Raw genomic sequence first — 18082 nt, forward strand, 5'->3', positions numbered from 1 at the left:
AACCGAGGCGTCGGTCCCGAGCCTATGCAAGAACAGTCGGCCACTCGGCCCCTGGTCCGTTCCTCAGCAGGTCCCGGCCGCGGAGCGACAGATCAATGGAATCACCTGTAGACATCCGGAGGTTCGGGCGACATGGTCAGTACGAAGTCACGCAAGCGGAGTGGATGGCGGCGGGCTACCCGAATACGAGCGACCGCTTCAAGGATAGCGGATATCACGATTGCACGGACCCCAACTGTCCGGTCGGAAGCATTACCTGGTATGAAGCGGTGGCGTACAGTAATGCCCTTTCGGCAAAGGAAGGTCTATCTCCTTGCTACGAGCTCGCGGACTGTACGGGCGAGGTCGGCAAGGGCCGCCGTCACTGTACGAATGCCAGGGCTACCGCCTGCCGATGGAAGCCGAGTGGGAATACGCCGCGCGCGCGGGCACGCGGACGAGCTTCTACACGGCAGACATCACCTCGCAGGAGACACTCTACGATGAATGTTGTCAGGACGAGGCGCTGGACCCCATCGCGTGGTACTGCGTGAACGCGAGCGGTTCTACGCACCCGGTTGGGACCAAGCTGCCGAACGCCTGGGGGCTCTACGACATGCTCGGCAACGTCGCCGAGTGGGTGAACGATGGCCTCAGCGGGAGCACGCCGCCGGGACCCGTGACCGATCGTGGCGGGCTCCTTCCTTCCAAGCCACGAAGCCTCACTCGCGGCGGCGGGTACCGGCACTGGCCGTCGCTGCTTCGCGCGTCGAACCGCGCCTTGTCGACCGAGTGGAAGGAGCGCTCGCCCGGGCTTGGCATTGGCTTCCGCCTCGTGCGGAGCCTCTGATCTGACCCGATCGAGACGTGACAGCCGAGCAGACGTGCGATGATGGACACTTGAACGTGTCAGGCTCCCGCACAGTCTGTCGTGCCGCTGTCGTTGCCTTCGTCGTGTTGTTCGCGTGCGGCGACGATCCCGATCCCGACGCGGCGAAGGACGCCGCGATCGACGCGAACGCGAAGGCGCTCTGCGAGCGCATCTTCTCGTGTTGCTCGGAGGCGGAGCTCGCGGATCTCTCCTTCGTCGACGTGCGATCGCCGCCGACGCAGGAGGGCTGCGTCGCGCTGCATCAGAAGAACGGGCGTGACTACAAGCCGCCCACCGACGAGGCGGTCGCGAAGGGGCGCGTCGCGCTCCACCTCGAGCGGAGCGACGCGTGCGTCGCGGAGGTGCGCGCGCTCTCGTGCAGCGCGTTCCATGCCCGCCTCGTGCGCCTCCACCTCGGCGACGCGTACGGGCTCTGCAACCCCGCCATCGTCGAGCCGCTCGTCGCCGACGGCGCGGAGTGCGCCTCGTACCTCGACTGCAAGAGCGGCAGCTGCGAGGGCGGCGCGTGCAGGCCGTTCCCCGCCGCGGGCGAGCCGTGCGCGCCCGACGGATGCGCGGCCGGGATGCGCTGTAACCCCGACACCGCGGTCTGCGACGAGCTCGTCGCCAAGGGCGGCGACTGCACGTCGGACGAGGCGTGCGCGAGCGGCGCGTGCCGCGCGGGGAAGTGCGCGACCCCGGGGCGCTGCGGCGGCGGCTGACGCTCGCTTCGATGCGGCGGCCGCTCCTCGCGCTCCTCTTCGTGTCGGCTTGCGAAGCCGGCGACGCCGCGTCGCCGCGCGGCGTCGTCGTTGCGGACGCCGCCGCCGCCGCGCCCGACGCCGCGGACGCGGCCGCTCCGCGCTCCTTTTGGCACCTCGAGCGGCCGCCCGACAGCGAGCGCGCGTGGATGGTGAGCCCGCGCGGCGAGCGCACGTTCGTGCTCGGCGTCGACGGCGTGCTGCGCGCCGACGGCTGCGACGGCATGAGCGAGCACCTCCGCCGCTCGTCGCCGGAGCGCGAGTGGGCCTCGCTCACCGCGCTCGGCTTCAACTCCGCCGGCGCGTTCAGCGAGATCGGCGACCTCGACGCGCCGTATTCGGTCGTGCTCTCGCCCGTGCCGCGCGGTGACGATCGCGCGCTCAAGGACGCGAGCGGCGCCCCGCTCGTCACCGGCCGCTCCGGCGTGAAGGTCGGCGATCCGTGGAGCCTCGGCTTCCGCGCCGACCTCGAGGCGATGCTCCTCGCCGACGTCCGCCCGCTCCGCGACGATCCGCGCCTCCAGGTCTTCTACCTCGGTCACGAGACCGGCATGTTCGAGCAGGCGCGCGACCTCCGCCCCTGGCTCTGGTCGGACTGCCCCGCGACCTCGACCGTGCCGAAGCCGCACTGCGCGCCGCACGCGCTCGTGAAGTTCCTCCACTTGCTCTATCCGTCCGTGGCGGCGCTCAACGCGGCGTGGGGCTCGTCGTTCGCGAGCATCGAGGAGGTCGCGACGGCGAAGCCGGCGCCGGACGAAGGAGCGCGCGGGCGCGACCTCCAGCGCTTCGTCCTCGAGCGGCTGCTCCCCGAGTGGGTCAACCTCGTCCTCTACTTCGTGCGCACGGCGTCGGGGCGGCACGTCGTGGCGGCGCCGCGCCTCGCCCTCGGCGAGCTCGACCCCGAGCGCGCCTCGCTCCTCGCGCGGTTCGATCTCGTCGCGCTGAACCTCTACTCCGCTGCCCCCACGTTCGAGGAGCCGTGGCTCGGCGACGCCCTCCGCCTCCTCGCCGAGAAGACACAGCTCCCCGTCATCGTGAGCGAGACCGGCCTCCGCGCGCGCATCGACGGATGGACGAACACCGCGCCGCCGCTCGTCGAGACGCAGGCGGAGCGCGGCGCACGTTATGCGTCGCAGCTCGCGCAGCTCGCGGCGTACCCGTCCGTCGTCGGCGTTCACTGGAGCGCGTGGAGCGATCGCCGGGACGCGACGGCGCAGGCGAACACCGGCCTCGTGCAGTGCGCGGATCCGGCGCGAGGGTTCACCGCCGGGACGCGATGGCCCGGCCTCGACGCGCCGCTCGCGAGGGCAAACGTGGAAGTCGGAGCCGCGCTCGGCCGCTAACGAGAGCGCTTACGAGAGCGCTAACGAGAACCAGAGAGCGCGCGAACGTTGCGCTTGCCACCGGAGTCGATCCCGAGGATGGTCGCCGGTCGCATGAGACATCGGATCCTGGGTTTGCTCGCGGGGGCCGTCGTTGCGACGGCGGCGGTCGATGCGGAGGCGCAGCAGGCGCGCGGCTTCGCGATCAATCGCTTCGAGCCTTCGGCGCGCGGAAGCGAGTGGTTCGTCCTCGACACGCTCGACCTCCGCGGCAACGTGCGGCCCGCCGTCGGGGCGGTCGCGGAGTGGGCGCGCAACCCGCTCGTCATCTACAACCGCGACGGATCCGTCCGCAGCCGCGTCGTCTCCGATCAGTTCGTCGTCCACCTCGGCGGCAGCGTCAACCTGTTCGACACGCTCCGCCTCAACCTCAACGTCCCGCTCTACGCGTACACGACCGGCGAGTCCGGCACGATCAACGGCGTGACCTACGCCGCGCCGACGAGCAACACGACGTTCGGCGACATCCGCCTCGGCGGCGACGTGAAGCTCGCCGGCGAGTACCGGAGCGCGTTCTCGCTCGCGGCGGGCGTCAACCTCTGGATCCCGACCGCGACCGAAGGCTCGTATTCGAGCGAAGGCAGCGCGCGCTTCTCGCCCCACCTCATCGCGGCGGGCGAGGTCGGCGTCTTCGTGTACAGCGTGCGCGCCGGCTTCATGTACCGCGCCCGCACCGAGCCGTACGCCGGCTCCGAGCTCGGGAGCGAGATCACGTTCGGCGGCGCGGCCGGCCTGCGCCTCCTCGACGGCAAGATGGTGGTCGGCCCCGAGCTCTACGGCAGCACGATCGGGAAGGACTTCTTCGGGCGCAAGGCGACGCCGGTCGAGGGGCTCCTCGGCACGCACGTGCACCTCACCGACAGCTTCCGCATCGCCGGCGGCGTCGCGATGGGCTTCACGCGCGGCTTCGGCGCGCCCGAGACGCGCCTCCTCTTCGGCCTCGAGTGGATGCCGGCGATGGAGAAGGAGCGGAAGGACAGCGACGGCGACGGCATCTACGACGACGACGACGCGTGCCCCGACGTGAAGGGCGTCGCGTCGAAGGACCCGAAGAAGCACGGCTGCCCGGTCGAAGAAGAGGAGGAGGCGCCGCCGCCCTCCGATCGCGACAAGGACGGGATCTACGACGATCGCGACGCGTGCCCCGACGATCCGGGACCGAAGTCGAGCGATCCGAAGAAGAACGGCTGCCCCGACCGGGACGGCGACGGCGTCATCGACAAGGAAGACGCCTGCGTCGACGAGCCGGGCGTCGCGAGCAGCGACCCGAAGCGGAACGGCTGCCCGGAGGATCCGGACCGCGACAAGGACGGCGTCCCGAACGAGCAGGACGCGTGCCCCGACGAGCCGGGCAAGCCGGACAAGGACCCGCGCCGCAACGGCTGCCCGCAGGCGTTCATCAAGGACGGGCAGATCAAGATCCTCGATCAGGTGAAGTTCGCGACGAACAGCACCGCGATCGTCCCGGGCAAGGACAGCGAGTCGATCCTCGAGGCGGTGAAGACCGTCCTCGACAAGCACCCCGAGATCACGAAGCTGCGCGTCGAAGGCCACACCGACAACCGCGGCAAGCCCGCCGCCAACCAGAAGCTCAGCGAGGGCCGCGCTGCCAGCGTCGTGAAGTGGCTCGTGAAGAAAGGCATCGCCGCCGATCGCCTCACGAGCAAGGGCTACGGCCAGGACCGCCCGATGTCGGAGAACACCACCGAGGAGGGGCGCCGCGAGAACCGTCGCGTCGAGTTCCATATCGAATCGCAGCAGGAGAAACCGCAATGAATCGTTCCTTCCTTCGTGCAGTCGGCGTCGTGTCGGTCATGGTTCTGTCGGGCGCCTGCTCGATGGCGGGTCCCGACGAGGCCACCGCGCCGCTCGGCGCCGTGCAGCAGGAGTTCGCGCCCGGCGCGGACGGCGTGGGGACGATCAACGTCCTCGGCACGATCGTGAACCGCTACGTCCCCGTCACCGCCGACGTCGCGGCGGGCGCGTCGACGGTCACGGTGTCGAACGTCACCGAGCTCGGGCCGACCTTCGGTCCGGGCAGCCTCATCATGATCATGCAGATGCAGGGCGCGACGATCGACACGTCCGACACCGCGAGCTACGGCGACGTGACCGCGCTCGGCGGCGCCGGCGTCTTCGAGTTCGTCCACGTCGCGAGCGTGACCGGCAACACGATCACGCTCGAGGGCGCCTGCGGCGGCACCCGCAACGCGTACAGCGCGAGCGGGCACACGCAGGTCGTCCGCGTCCCGGAGTACTCGTCGCTCACGATCAACAACGGCGCGTCGATCATCCCGCAGAATTGGGACGGGGCGGTCGGCGGCGTCGTCGCGCTCCGCGTCTCGGGCACGACCACGCTGAACGGCAACGCGGTCATCGACGCGTCGGGGACCGGCTTCCGCGGCGGCGCGGTCGAGCAGGACACGACCGCGGCCGGCACCGGCGTCTTCGGCTTCCGCGGCGCGGCGGGGACGTTCGGCGCGCAGAAGGGCGAGAGCATCGCGGGCTTCACCACCGAGTACGCCGCGAACGGCGGCGCCTTCGGCCGCGGCGCGCCGGCGAACGGCGGCGGCGGCGGCAACGCGCACAACGCCGGCGGCGGCGGCGGCGCGAACGCGGGCAACCTCGCGAATTGGAACGGGCAAGGCGTCATGACCGGCACGTTCCCGACGTGCACGGACGATCCGTGGCGCCTCGATCCCGGCTTCGTCGCGAACGGCAACGCGCGCACGACGTCGACCGGCGGCGGTCGCGGCGGCTACACGTACAGCGCCGCGAACGGCGACGCCTGCACGCTCGCTCCGGGCGAGGGAGACTGGGACGGCAACAGCCGGCAGCCCGTCGGCGGCTTCGGCGGGCGTCCGCTCGTCTCGGGCCCCGTCGCCGGTCAGCCGACGCGCTACTTCCTCGGCGGCGGCGGCGGCGCCGGCGACTCGAACAACAACGCGGGGACGGCGGGGGCTCGCGGCGGCGGCCTCGTGCTGCTCGAGACCGGCACGCTCGTCGGCACCGCGCAGTCCGCGATCCGCGCGAACGGCGCGGCGGCGACGAGCACGACCGCGGGCGGCAACGACGCGCCGGGCGGCGGCGGCGGCGGCGGCACCGTCATCGTCATCGCCGACTCGGTCCCGGGCTCCTTCACGCTCCAGGCGAACGGCGGCGTGGGCGGCAACCAGATCATCGGCTCGGCGGAGGCGGAGGGCCCCGGCGGCGGCGGCGGCGGCGGCTACATCGCGATCAGCGCGGGCACGCCGGCGCGGGCGGCGAACGGCGCGGCCGGCGGGACGACGAGCTCCTCGTCGCTCTCCGAGTTCGACATGAACGGCGCGACCGGCGGAGCGGGCGGGGTCGCGAACGCGACGATCACGCGCGGAGAGCTCGCGGCGACGAGCTGCTACGCGAACAACGCGCCGGTCAACACCGTGCCGGGCGCGCGCACCGTCGCGGAGGACACGACCCTCACCTTCACCGCGGGGAACACGATCTCGATCCGCGACATCGACGCGCGGAACAACCCGGTGCAGGTGACGCTCGCCGCGACGAACGGCACGGTGAGCCTCTTCACGATCGCGGGCCTGACGTTCACGACCGGCGACGGCACGAGCGACGCGACGATGACGTTCACCGGCACCGTCACCGCGATCAACAACGCGCTCGCGACGCTCACGTTCCGCCCCGATCCGAACTTCAACGGCGCCGCGACGCTCCGGATCACGACGAACGACCAGGGCAACACGATGCCGGCGCCGACGACGCCGCAGATCGACGAGGACACGATCGCGATCACGGTGACGCCGGTGAACGACGCGCCGATCGCGAACGACGACACCGCGACCGCGAGCGTCGGCACCTCGGTCGACATCGACGTCCTCGCGAACGACACCGATCCCGACGGCATCCCGCCGACCGTGCTCACGATCACGGCGGTGAGCACGCCGTCGATCGGCACGGCGACGATCGTTGGTAACCAGATCCGCTACACCGCGCCGATCGGCGCGACCGGAAGCGCGACGTTCACGTACACCGTCTCGGACGGCACGTTGACCGCGACCGGCAACGTCACCGTCGCGATCGGGGCCGGCGGCGCCGACAGCGACAACGACGGCATCCCCGACGACATCGAGATCGCGATCGGCACCGATCCGAACGACGCCGACTCCGACGACGACGGCGTCCTCGACGGCGACGAGCGGGACCCCGCCGCGGACACCGACGGCGACGGCCTCATCAACGCGCTCGATCCCGACAGCGACAACGACGGCCTCTTCGACGGCACCGAGATGGGCCTCGGCTGCTCCAATCCGGCGACCGACCTCTCGAAGCGCCGCTGCGTGCCGGACGCCGATCCTTCGACGACGACCGATCCGCTGAACAAGGACACCGACGGCGGCGGCAAGAGCGACGGCTCGGAGGACGCGAACCTCAACGGCCGCGTCGACCCCGGCGAGACGAACCCGATCGCGGGTCAGGGCGCCGACGACGCGAGCGTGACGGACACCGACGGCGACGGCCTCAGCGACGCGCTCGAGCGCTTCCTCGGCTCCGATCCGAACGACGCCGACTCCGACGACGACGGGCTCCTCGACGGTGACGAGGCGAACCCGAGCGACGACACCGACGGCGACGGCGCGAAGAACGTCGTCGACGCGGACAGCGACAACGACGGCCTCTTCGACGGCCTCGAGATGGGCCAGGCCTGCTCGAACCCCGCGACCGACGCGTCGAAGGGCCGCTGCACGGTCGACGCCGATCCGACGACGAAGACGAGCCCGCTCCTCCGCGACACCGATCGCGGCGGCGTGATGGACGGCGCGGAGGACCTGAACCGGAACGGCCGCTTCGATCCGGGCGAGCAGAACCCGATCGCGGGGCAGGGCGCGGACGACCTCAACGCGCCGCCGGACAGCGACAACGACGGCCTCCCCGACGCGTTCGAGATCTCGATCGGCACGGATCCGAACGACGCCGACAGCGACGACGACGGTGTGCTCGACGGCGAGGAGCCGAACCCGACCGAGGACTCGGACGGCGACGGCCTCGTCAACCCGCTCGATCCCGACAGCGACAACGACGGCCTCTTCGACGGCACGGAGATGGGCAAGGCCTGCGCGCACCCCGCGACCGACTTCCGGAAGCGGAGCTGCGTCGCGGACGCCGATCCCTCCACGCGCACGAACCCGCTCGATCGCGACACCGACAAGGGCGGCGCGTCCGACGGCTCCGAGGACTGGAACCTCAACGGCCGCCTCGACGTCGGCGAGACGAACCCGGTCTTCGGCCAGGGCGCGGACGACGCGACGGTGGTCGACACCGACGGCGACGGCCTCGGCGACGACCTCGAGCGCACCCTCGGCTCGAACCCGAGCGACGCCGACACCGACGACGACGGCGTGCGCGACGGGGACGAGCCGAACCCGTCGCACGACACCGACGGCGACGGGCTCCGCAACGTGCTCGACGCCGACAGCGACAACGACGGCCTGTTCGACGGCACGGAGATGGGCAAGAGCTGCTCCGATCCCGCGACCGACGCCGCGCGCCAGCGCTGCATCGCCGACGCCGATCCCTCCTCGCGCACGAGCCCGCTCCTCCGCGACACGGACAAGGGCGGCGTGAGCGACGGCTCCGAGGACTTCAACCGCAACGGCCGCGTCGACTTCGGCGAGACGAACCCGACGCCGGGCAACGGCGCGGACGACGCCGATCCGGGGAACGCCGATACCGATGGTGACGGCCTTACCGATAAATTCGAGGACGCGATCGGCTCGCACAAAAACGACGCCGACTCCGACGACGACGGCGTGCCCGACGGCCAGGAGCCGAACCCGACCGAGGACACGGACGGGGACGGCAAGCCCAACGTCCTCGACTCCGACAGCGACGGCGACGGCCTGTTCGACGGCACCGAGATGGGCTTCGACTGCGCGAACCCGGGCACGGACACGTCGAAGAACCAGTGCATCGCGGACGCCGATCCGTCGACGAGGACGAGCCCGCTCGATCCCGACACCGACAAGGGTGGCGTGCGCGACGGGGCGGAGGACGTGAACAAGAACGGCCGCGTCGACAGCGGCGAGCGAGACCCGCTCGACCCGGCCGACGACGGCACGCCCTGCACGCAGGACTCCGAGTGCGGCGCGGCGGACAGCGGACAGATCTGCAACGACGGCGCGTGCGGCGCGGGCTGCCGCGGCACGGGCGGCAACGGCTGCCCGAGCGGTCAGGTCTGCTCGTCGACGACGGAGGTCGCCGGCACCTGCGGACCCGGCGGCACGAGCGGCGGCGTCGACGTCGACGGCGGCCCGACCGTCCCGGGCACGACCCCGCCCGACGACGGCGGCTCGCTCGAAGGCGGCGGCATCAACTGCGCGGCGACCCCCGGCACCGCCGCGTCCTCCACCGCGTGGGCGCTCGGCCTCGGCCTCGCGCTCGCCTACCGCACGCGCCGCCGCAACAAGAGGTGACGGCGCGGCGGGGCGCTCACGGCGCCTTCGCGGTCGCCGTGAGCGCGGTCGCCGCGATCGTCTCCGCCCAGCGCGCGTAACCCGCCGCCGACGGGTGGAACCCATCTCGCGCGAGGTACTCCTCGCGCGGGGGCAGGTTCAAGGCGACGTAGCGCGCGTCGAGGGCGGCGCACGTGCGGCGGAGGAGGGCGTCGAGGTAGTCCGCGCGCGCGCCGACCGCGGAGCGGGTGGGCTGCGGCAGCGAACGGAACGCGCCGAGCGGCGGGAGACCGGACACGACGACCTCGCGTGCGCCGCGCGCGCGGAGGTCGCGCACGAGCGCCGCGACGCGGCGGGTCCAGGTGCGGCCGCGCGTCAGCTCCAGCGTGTCGTTGACGCCGATCGCGACGACGACCGCATCGACGGGGAACGCGAGCGACGACACGAGCTCGTGCACGCGCGCGACGGTGGCGCCGCTCTCACCGGCGATCTGCACGCGCACGTGGCGACGCAGCGCCCGCGCGAGCGCGAAGCCGAGCCCCTCCTCTTGCGAGCCGACGCCGACACCGGCCGCGGTCGACTCCCCGAGCACCGCGAGCTCGAACGCCGCGCCGTCGCCGGCCACCGCGCCGCCGCGCTCCCCCGCAGCTTCGGGGAGGCTGGGCATACGACGCCGCGCGTGCGCCCCCATCGCCACCGCCACCGGCAACACCGGCGCATGAAGCCAAAACCGCACCCGCGCCCGAACCACGCTCATGCCTCACACCTCCCATCGCCGCGGCGACGAGGTTCGCCGATGTCTCACGCCTCCCATCGCCGCGCTCGCGGGCTCACGTCGAGCGTGGTCGTTTGCGTCGTGGCTTCGAGCTTGCTTCGACGAGGTTCTTGAGCGCCTCCATCACCGCGTGCACGGTGGCGGCGCGGGCGCCGGCGGCGTCGGGGAGCTTCTTCGCGAGCGGGCCGTCGAGGAGGAGGCACGCGAGGCCGTGCGCGATCGACCAGCCGAGGATGACGAGGGCGCGCTCGTCCGGCTTCGGCGGCAGGCCGTCCGCGATCGCTTCGCCGACGAGCTTCGGGAGGAGCGCGAAGCAGTCGTCGGCGTTCTCCTGCGCGGTCGGGAAGCGCTCGACCGCGACGAAGTCGTTGCGGAACATCACGCGGAAGTGCGCGGGGTGGTCGCACGCGAACTCGACGTACTCACGGCCCGCCGCGGCGAGCTTCTCCGCGCCCGTCATGTCCGCGGTGGTCAGCTTCCTCAGGCGCGCGCCGAGGAGCGTGAAACCGGACTGCGCGATCGCGGCGAGGATGCCCTCGCGATCGGTGAAGTAGTGGTACGGCAGCTGATGGCTCACGCCCGCGCGCCGCGCCACCTCTCGCATGCTGAGGTCGGCGAGCCCGCCCTCCTCGATCGTGCGCACCGCCGCGGCGAGGATCTCGCCGCGGACGTCGTCGTCCCTCTTCTTCGCGAGCGCCAAGTCCACTCCACCTTACTTCACCTCGCGTCTTGACATTGTCAAGCTCAAGCCCTAGACAATGTCTACTGGACACTGTCAAGGAGCGGCGGATGCGCATTTCTCCCTGGTTGTTGATCGCGCTCGCGGGCTGCAGCGGCGCGGAGGCGGCGACGGCGCCGAAGGCCGAGGACCCCGCGGTGGCGGTGCGGCTCGCGAAGGTGGAGCACGGCCCGATCGCGCGGCCGATCCGCGGGACCGGCGTGCTGCGGCTGAAGAGCGAGATCGACCTCTCGTTCAAGGTCGGCGGGCTCGTCTCCGCGGTCTCGGTCGAGGAGGGCGCGCGCGTGCGGCGCGGGCAGGTCCTCGCGCGGCTCGATCCGACCGAGGTCGACGCGGCGCTGCGCCAGGCGAAGGAGGGCGCGACGAAGGCGGAGCGCGACCTCGAGCGCGTGCGGAAGCTGCACGCGAGCGGCGCGATCGCGATCGTCGAGGTGCAGAACGCCGAGACCGCGTTCGCGCTCGCGGAGGCGGGCACGAACGCGGCGGCGTTCAACGCGCAGCGCTCCGTCATCGTCGCCCCCGACGACGGCCGCGTCGACAAGCGGCTCGTCGAGCCGGGCGAGGTGGTCGCGCCCGGGCGCGCGGTGCTCCACATGAGCGGGCAGTCGAAGGGCGCGATCGTGCGCATCGGGGTGACCGATCGCGACGTCCTTCGTATCCACGAGGGCGATCCGGCGCGCGTCGTCCTCGACGCCGATCCGACGCAGGTGCACGACGGCAAGGTCACCCAGGTCGCGACGGTGGCGACGGCGGGCGCGGGCACCTTCGAGGTCGAGGTGAAGCTCGCGTCGCCGCCGAAGACGGTGCTCTCCGGGCTCACCGCGAAGGTGGAGATCGCGCACCTCGAAGACGCGGGCGCGGTCGTGCCCGCCGGCGCGGTCACGTTCGGACCGGGCGACGAGAGCGCGGTCTACGTCGTCGACGCCGGTCGGGCGCGGCGCGTGCCGGTGAAGGTCGCCTTCCTCGATGGCGCGCGGATCGCGCTCGCGTCCACGCTCGAAGGCGCGGAGGTCGTCGAGGCCGGCGCCTCCCGCCTCGCGGACGGCACCTCCGTGCGGATCGTCCCGTGAGCGCTGGTCGAGACGCGGCCGGAGGACCGACCGCGTTCGCCGTCCGGCGGTGGCAGTTCACGCTCGTCGTCTTCCTCGCCGTCGTCGCGCTCGGCGTCCAGTCGCTCTTCACCGTGCCGAAGTCGGAGGACCCGACCTTCCCGTTCGCGACGTTCGTCGTCGTCGCGGTGCTCCCCGGCTCGAGCCCCACCGACGTGGAGCGCCTCGTCGTCGATCCGCTCGAGACGAAGCTGAAGTCGCTCGCCGACGTGAAGACGATGCGCACCGAGATCGAGGACGGCGTGTCGGTCACGCGCGTCGAGTTCGTCGCCGGCAGCGATCCGACCGAGAAGCACGACGCGGTGCTGCGCGAGACGACCGCGCTCCGCCCGACCCTGCCGCCGGAGCTCGCGCGGCTCGAGGTGCGCCAGTTCAACGCCGCGAACGTGAACGTCGCCGAGGTCGCGCTCGTCAGCGAGACGGCGTCGTACCGCGAGCTCGAGGTCGCCGCGCGCACGCTCCGGCGGCGGCTCGAGAACCTCGGCTCCGTCGGCGAGGTCACCGTCGCCGGCCTCCCGAAGCTGGAGGTCACCGTCACGCTCGATCTCGATCGGATGGTCGCGCTCGGCGTGCACCCGCAGGAGGTCATCGCCGCCGTCGGCGCCGAGAGCGCGAACGTCCCCGCCGGCAGCGTCGAGGCGGGGAGCCGCCGCTTCAACGTGCAGACGAGCGGCGACTACGCGTCGATCGACGAGGTGCGGACCACGATCGTGCGCTCCGCGGGCAGCAGCTCGATCCGCGTCGCCGACGTCGCGACGGTGACGTACCGCGAGGCGGAGGACGCGCCGTTCGCGCGCTTCGACGGCAAGCGCGCCGTGCTCGTGACCGCGCCGCAGCGGGAGGGGAAGAACATCTTCGAGACGAAGAAGGTGATCGACGCGGAGCTCGCCGCGTTCGCGCCGTCGCTGCCGCCGAGCATCCACCTCGAGCGCGGCTTCGATCAGTCCGCCAACGTCGCGCACCGCATGTCCGGGTTCACGCGCGACTTCGGGCTCGCGATCTTCCTCGTCCTCCTCACGCTCCTGCCGCTCGGCTGGCGCGCGTCGGTCATCGTGATGGTGTCGATCCCGCTCAGCCTCGCGATGGGCCTCTTCTTCCTCGACGCGTTCGGCTTCGGGATCAACCAGCTCAGCATCGTCGGCTTCGTCCTCGCGCTCGGCCTCCTCGTCGACGACTCGGTCGTGGTGGTCGAGAACATCACGCGCCACGTGCGCGCGGGGAGGCCGCCGGTGGAGGCCGCGATCGCGGCGACGAAGCAGATCACGGTGAGCGTCCTCGGCTGCACCGCGACGCTCCTCTTCGCGTTCCTCCCGCTCCTCATGCTGCCCGGCAACGCGGGGCAGTTCATCCGCTCGCTGCCGGTCGCGGTCGTCGTCACGATCGCGGCGTCGCTCCTCGTCTCGCTCACGGTCGTGCCGTTCCTCGCGAGCCGCGTCCTCGTGCCGGAGGCGGAGCACGGGAACGTCTTCCTCCGCGGCCTCACCTGGCTCATCGAGGGCAGCTACCGCCGCGTCCTCGACCGCGCGATGGCGTGGCCGCGCACCACCCTCCTCGTCGGGCTCGCCGTCTTCGCCGGCGCGCTCGCGCTCGTCCCGAAGATCGGGTTCAGCCTGTTCCCGAAGGCGGGCGTACCCCAGGTCATGATCTCGGTGCAGGGCGCGGAGGGCTCGGCGCTCGCGGAGACCGATCGCGCGGCGCGCTTCGTCGAGTCGATCGTCGCCGGAGAGCCGCGCACCGCGCACGTCGCGACGACGGTGGGGAAGGGGCACCCGCAGATCTACTACAACGTGGTCGGGCGCAACGAGGGCGCCAACGTCGCCGACGTGTTCGTCGTCCTCGAGGGGCACGAGCCGCCGACGCGCTTCGTCGAGTCGGTGCGCGCGAAGCTCCGCGACTACCCGGGCCCGCGCTTCGACGTGGTCGAGTTCGAGAACGGCCCGCCGCTCGACGCCCCGATCGCGATCCGCCTCCTCGGCGACGATCCCGCCGCGCTCGAGCGCGCCGCTTCCGACGTCGAGGAGCTCCTCGGCGAGCTCGAGGGCACGCGCGACGTGCGCAACCCGGCGAGCGATCGGCGGACCGATCTGCGCGTGAAGGTCGACCGCGACAAGGCGGCGGTGCTCGGCGTGTCGCCGCCGGACGTCGATCGTGCGGTGCGCCTCGCGATCGGCGGCGTCGTCGCGGGGAAGTACCGCGACCCGGCGAGCGACGAGGCGCGCGACATCAAGGTGACGCTCCCGCGGCGGACGCCGGGCGCGGCGCCGGACGTCGGCGCGCTCGAGCGCCTCTACGTCGGCGCGAAGGGCGCGGCGGTGCCGCTCGCGCAGGTCGCGTCGATCGTGCCGGAGCCGTCGCCGTCGAAGATCCGGCACCACCAGAAGGAGCGGAGCGTCACCGTCACCGCGCACGTGAAGGACGGCTACAACACCGACCGCCTCACGAAGCTCGCGCTCGCGCGGCTCGCGAAGATCGAGCTGCCGAAGGACGTGCGCGCCGAGCCCGCGGGCGAGCTCGAGAACCGGCAGGAGAGCTTCGGCGGCCTCGGCGCCGCGATCGTCATCGCGATCTTCGGCGTGCTCGCGATCCTCGTCCTCGAGTTCCGCACCTTCAAGAGCACGCTCATCGTCGCGTCGGTGCTGCCGCTCGGCGTCATCGGCGGGCTCGTCGCGCTCTACGTGAGCGGCAACACGCTCTCGTTCACCGCCAACATCGGCTTCGTCGCGCTGATGGGGATCGAGGTGAAGAACTCGATCTTGCTCGTCGACTTCACGAACCAGCTCCGCGAGGAGGGGGCTTCGCTCGACGACGCGATCCGCAAGGCGGGGGAGGCGCGATTCGTCCCGATCCTCCTCACGACCCTCACCGCGATCGGCGGCCTCGTGCCGCTCGTCCTCGAGCGCTCGAGCCTCTATTCGCCGCTCGCGATCGTGATCCTCGGCGGCCTCGTGAGCTCGACGCTGCTCGCGCGCGTCGTCACGCCGGTCCTCTACAAGCTGCTCGCGCCCGCCGTCTCAGTCCGGGGCGCTCCAGTCGAAGAACCACGCGCTCATGGCGTCGACGACGCGCTGGCGAATGGTGGCGTCGTCGAACGCTCGGTGCTGCGCGACGATGGTGGCGAAGCGGGGGAAGCTCGGACCTAGGGGCTTCGCGAACCCGCACGACGCCGCGACGCACGTGAACACCGTCTCGGCGTCCGCGGTCGCGACGTCGATCGAGACCGCCTCCGAGCAACGCGGGCACGGAAAACGCAGAACGCCGATCTGGGACGACATACGCCCGCTCAATGTCTCCTTACCTAAAGGAGACAAATCTCATCGGCATTACCCCTAGGGGGGTTGACTACGGCGAAAGAGCGAATCGGACGACGCCGATCGGTCGGCCGCGAACTGTCCGCATGGGCCACGCCCGCTCCACCCGCTACGAAGCCCGCCGCTGACACGCACCTTTCACGCAACATCTCCGAGGCGCGAACGATGAGGGCTCCATGCCGAGTCGGACACCGTTCGACAAGTTCGCGAAGCTGATGTGGTCCGCGCTGCTCGCGCGCGCGGGGAAGGTGGAGACGGAGGAGGAGGTCGCGCCCGACAGCCAGTCGATCGACCTGACGTTCGAGCCCGACGCGACGAGGCTCGAGGCGCTTCGCCGCTTTGGCCTCGTCGGCCGGATGTTCCACGAAGAGCACGCGCTGCTCGAGTTCTTTCACAACCCGCCGAGCAGCGACGAAGTGCTGGCGTGCCTGGCGAAGCTGATCGAGCGACGGAAGACGCCCGACAAGCGTGCATCGAGGCTCTGGATCTTGTCCGCCGGCCGTCCGACGACCGCGCTCGCGAGGCTCGGCTTCACCGCGGTCCCCGACTGGCCGTCGGGCACGTACGCGCTGCCGGAGGACTTCTTCACGAGCCTGATCGTCGTCAACGAGCTGCCGGTCGAGAGCGATACCCTCCTCTTGCGCGCGGTCGGCGCAGGTCGCGTGCTGCGCGCCGCGCTGAGCGAGGCCACCGCGCTGCAGCACGACGTGCCGGAGCGCGACATGATCGTCTCCGGAATGCTAAAAGTCTGGGGAGAGCCGGACAAAGACGAGGAGTTTGCCATGGCGACGCAGGATTTCGTGGAACGATGGAAGCGTGAGCTCCGCCAAGAAGGCCGCGAAGAGGGGCAGCAGGTTGCGACGCGCGACGCGCTCGTGCTCGTGCTTCGCGCACGGTTCGGGGGCGTCGAGCCTGCGACGGAGCAGACCCTCCAGGCGGCCTCGCTCGAGCAGCTCTCGCGCTGGCTCGAGCGCGCGGTGACCGCCGCGACCGCCGCCGAGGTCTTCGCGACGTAGCTCGCGCGGTCGAGCTCGAGCCGACGGGTGCGTCTGGGCTTCGACGTCCTGTCGGGAGACCGACACGCCGTAGCGCGCAGAAGCTCGCGATTTCGCGGTCCTTCACGCTGGCCTCGCTCTTGCTCCGTCCAGACCGGAGGAGCGCGGTCATGGAAAACTGGTACCTCAGCTAAGGTCAGTAGTGGCCCTTCGTGCGGCGGGCGGCGTCGCGGTCCTTGTCGCGGCGCTTCTCCTTGTCGCGCGTCTTCGCGCGGCGCGCGCGGGCGGCGGCCTCCTCGCTACCCTTGATCGAGGCGAGGGGCCAGAGCGTCTTGTCGATGCGCGCGAGGCCTGCGCCGACGACGGCGTCGATGACCTCGCGCGCCGACTTGTAGCAGGCGCTCGACTCGTCGAGCGGGACGCGGCCGTCGAGGTTCACGAGGATGTCGTCGCGCCGGTACTGCTCGTCGACCTTGCGCTGATCGAGCTGGCGCATCGCCTCGCCGCGCGAGAGACGCCGGCCCGCGCCGTGGTTCACGGAGTAGCCGCTCTTCGCCGCGTCCGCCTCCGGCATGAGGATGTAGCTGAAGTCGCGGTTCGAGCCGGGGATGAGGACGGGATGCCCGGTGTCCTGCCAGATCGTGCCTGCGAGCGCGGGATGGCCGCCGGGGAACGCGCGCGTCGCACCCTTCCGATGCACCCAGACCTTCCCGAGCTCGGGATGCGTCTCGGCCTGCACGAGGTTGTGGCTGATCTCGTAGACGAGCTCGAGGTCCTCCTTGAACACCTTGCGGAAGGCCTCCGCGATCTGCTCGTAGATGACGAGGCGATTCAGGATGGCGTAGTTGCCGCCCGCCGCGACGGCGTTGAGGTAGCCGCGAAAGTGCTTCGAGTCGGGCGTGAAGTAGCCGAGATCGAGGTCGGTGATCTCGTCCGGCTTCTCGGCCTTCGCGAGCTGGAAGTAGTTGGTCGCGAGGCCGTGGCCGAAGCCGCGTGAGCCGGTGTGCACCTGCACGAAGAGCGTGCCGGTCTGCACGCAGCGCTGCAGCTCGATGAAGTGGTTGCCGCCGCCGAGCGAGCCGAGCTGATCGAGGCCGCGCTCCGGCGAGCCCTTGCCGCCCCACGGGATGTCCCACGTGTCGTCGACCGGGATGCGATGACGCTCCGCGCGCGAGCGATCGAAGCTCGCGCCGTATTTGTCGACGTAGTGCTCGGCGCCGCCGCGCACGAGGCTCTGCAGCTCCTTCTTCGAGAGCGCGCCGAGCTTCACGCTCCGCCCTCCCGCCCCGAGGTTCACGCGCTTCGTCACCTCGCGGTTGAACTCGAGCTTCCGGTCCGGCGTCGCGAGCTCGGCGGGCACCTTGCTCTCCGCGCTCATCATCCCGCAGCCGATGTCGAAGCCGACCGGGCCCATCGCGACCGCGCCCTCGTCGCGATCGGTGAGGATGACGCAGCCGACCGGGACGCCGTAGCCGTAGTGCACGTCCGGCGTGACGCAGACGAGCTTCGCGCCGGGGAAGCGCGTCGCGTTCACGACCTGGCGATAGAGCGTGGGCTCCGCCTCGGTGAGGAGCTTCTCCGTGAGGAAGAGGCGCACCGGCACGTCGCCGGTGTCGCCCGTCTCGAGGCGGTAATAGCCGTCCTGGAAGACGGCACGCCGCTTCCAATCACCTTCGTGGACGAGCTCGACCCGCGGCATGGCGCGAGAAGATGAGCACGG

11 protein-coding genes are annotated in these 18082 nt (G+C 71.3%); 8 read left to right on the forward strand and 3 right to left on the reverse strand.

The genetic code is table 11. From position 1 onward, the window contains the following. Window positions 1-394: 394 nt before the first annotated feature. The 5 genes from KF837_09850 (at window position 395) to KF837_09870 (ending at window position 9457) form a co-directional block, all read left to right on the forward strand. On the forward strand, window positions 395-829 hold the full coding sequence (locus tag KF837_09850; protein ID MBX3227607.1) for an SUMF1/EgtB/PvdO family nonheme iron enzyme: 435 nt from the start codon (window positions 395-397) through the stop codon (window positions 827-829). 104 nt (window positions 830-933) lie between these two features. Continuing rightward, window positions 934-1572, forward strand: a complete 639-nt coding sequence (locus tag KF837_09855; GenBank protein MBX3227608.1) for a hypothetical protein — start codon at window positions 934-936, stop codon at window positions 1570-1572. 11 nt (window positions 1573-1583) lie between these two features. Next, a complete protein-coding gene (locus KF837_09860) occupies window positions 1584-2954 on the forward strand; it encodes a hypothetical protein (GenBank protein MBX3227609.1) in 1371 nt (456 codons plus the stop codon). Between the two features lie 93 nt (window positions 2955-3047). Then, window positions 3048-4769: an OmpA family protein gene (locus tag KF837_09865; GenBank protein ID MBX3227610.1), complete on the forward strand. Its 1722-nt coding sequence runs from the start codon at window positions 3048-3050 to the stop codon at window positions 4767-4769. Further along, on the forward strand, window positions 4766-9457 hold the full coding sequence (locus KF837_09870) for a cadherin-like domain-containing protein (protein ID MBX3227611.1): 4692 nt from the start codon (window positions 4766-4768) through the stop codon (window positions 9455-9457). Before KF837_09865 ends, KF837_09870 begins: the two co-directional genes overlap by 4 nt. Window positions 9458-9473: 16 nt before the next feature. Here the strand turns inward: KF837_09870 and KF837_09875 are convergent, their stop codons facing one another. Further along, on the reverse strand, window positions 9474-10193 hold the full coding sequence (locus KF837_09875; GenBank protein ID MBX3227612.1) for an SGNH/GDSL hydrolase family protein: 720 nt from the start codon (window positions 10191-10193) through the stop codon (window positions 9474-9476). 73 nt (window positions 10194-10266) lie between these two features. Next, window positions 10267-10911: a TetR/AcrR family transcriptional regulator gene (locus KF837_09880; GenBank protein ID MBX3227613.1), complete on the reverse strand. Its 645-nt coding sequence runs from the start codon at window positions 10909-10911 to the stop codon at window positions 10267-10269. 89 nt (window positions 10912-11000) lie between these two features. On the opposite strand from KF837_09880, the gene KF837_09885 reads away from it, so the two are divergent. The 3 genes from KF837_09885 (at window position 11001) to KF837_09895 (ending at window position 16383) form a co-directional block, all read left to right on the forward strand. After that, window positions 11001-12020, forward strand: coding sequence for an efflux RND transporter periplasmic adaptor subunit (locus KF837_09885; protein MBX3227614.1), 1020 nt, complete (start codon window positions 11001-11003; stop codon window positions 12018-12020). Further along, window positions 12017-15199, forward strand: coding sequence for an efflux RND transporter permease subunit (locus KF837_09890; GenBank protein ID MBX3227615.1), 3183 nt, complete (start codon window positions 12017-12019; stop codon window positions 15197-15199). The genes KF837_09885 and KF837_09890 overlap by 4 nt, the downstream gene beginning before the upstream one ends. Before the next feature lie 344 nt (window positions 15200-15543). Next, a complete protein-coding gene (locus KF837_09895; GenBank protein ID MBX3227616.1) occupies window positions 15544-16383 on the forward strand; it encodes a hypothetical protein in 840 nt (279 codons plus the stop codon). 175 nt (window positions 16384-16558) lie between these two features. On the opposite strand, the gene KF837_09900 is transcribed toward KF837_09895, so the two are convergent. Then, window positions 16559-18061 (reverse strand): RtcB family protein, encoded by a 1503-nt coding sequence (locus KF837_09900; GenBank protein ID MBX3227617.1) that lies wholly within the window; start codon window positions 18059-18061, stop codon window positions 16559-16561. Window positions 18062-18082: the final 21 nt, after the last annotated feature.

Origin of the sequence: Labilithrix sp. (assembly GCA_019637155.1) — a bacterium.
Taxonomy (GTDB): Bacteria; Myxococcota_A; Polyangia; order Polyangiales; family Polyangiaceae; genus Labilithrix.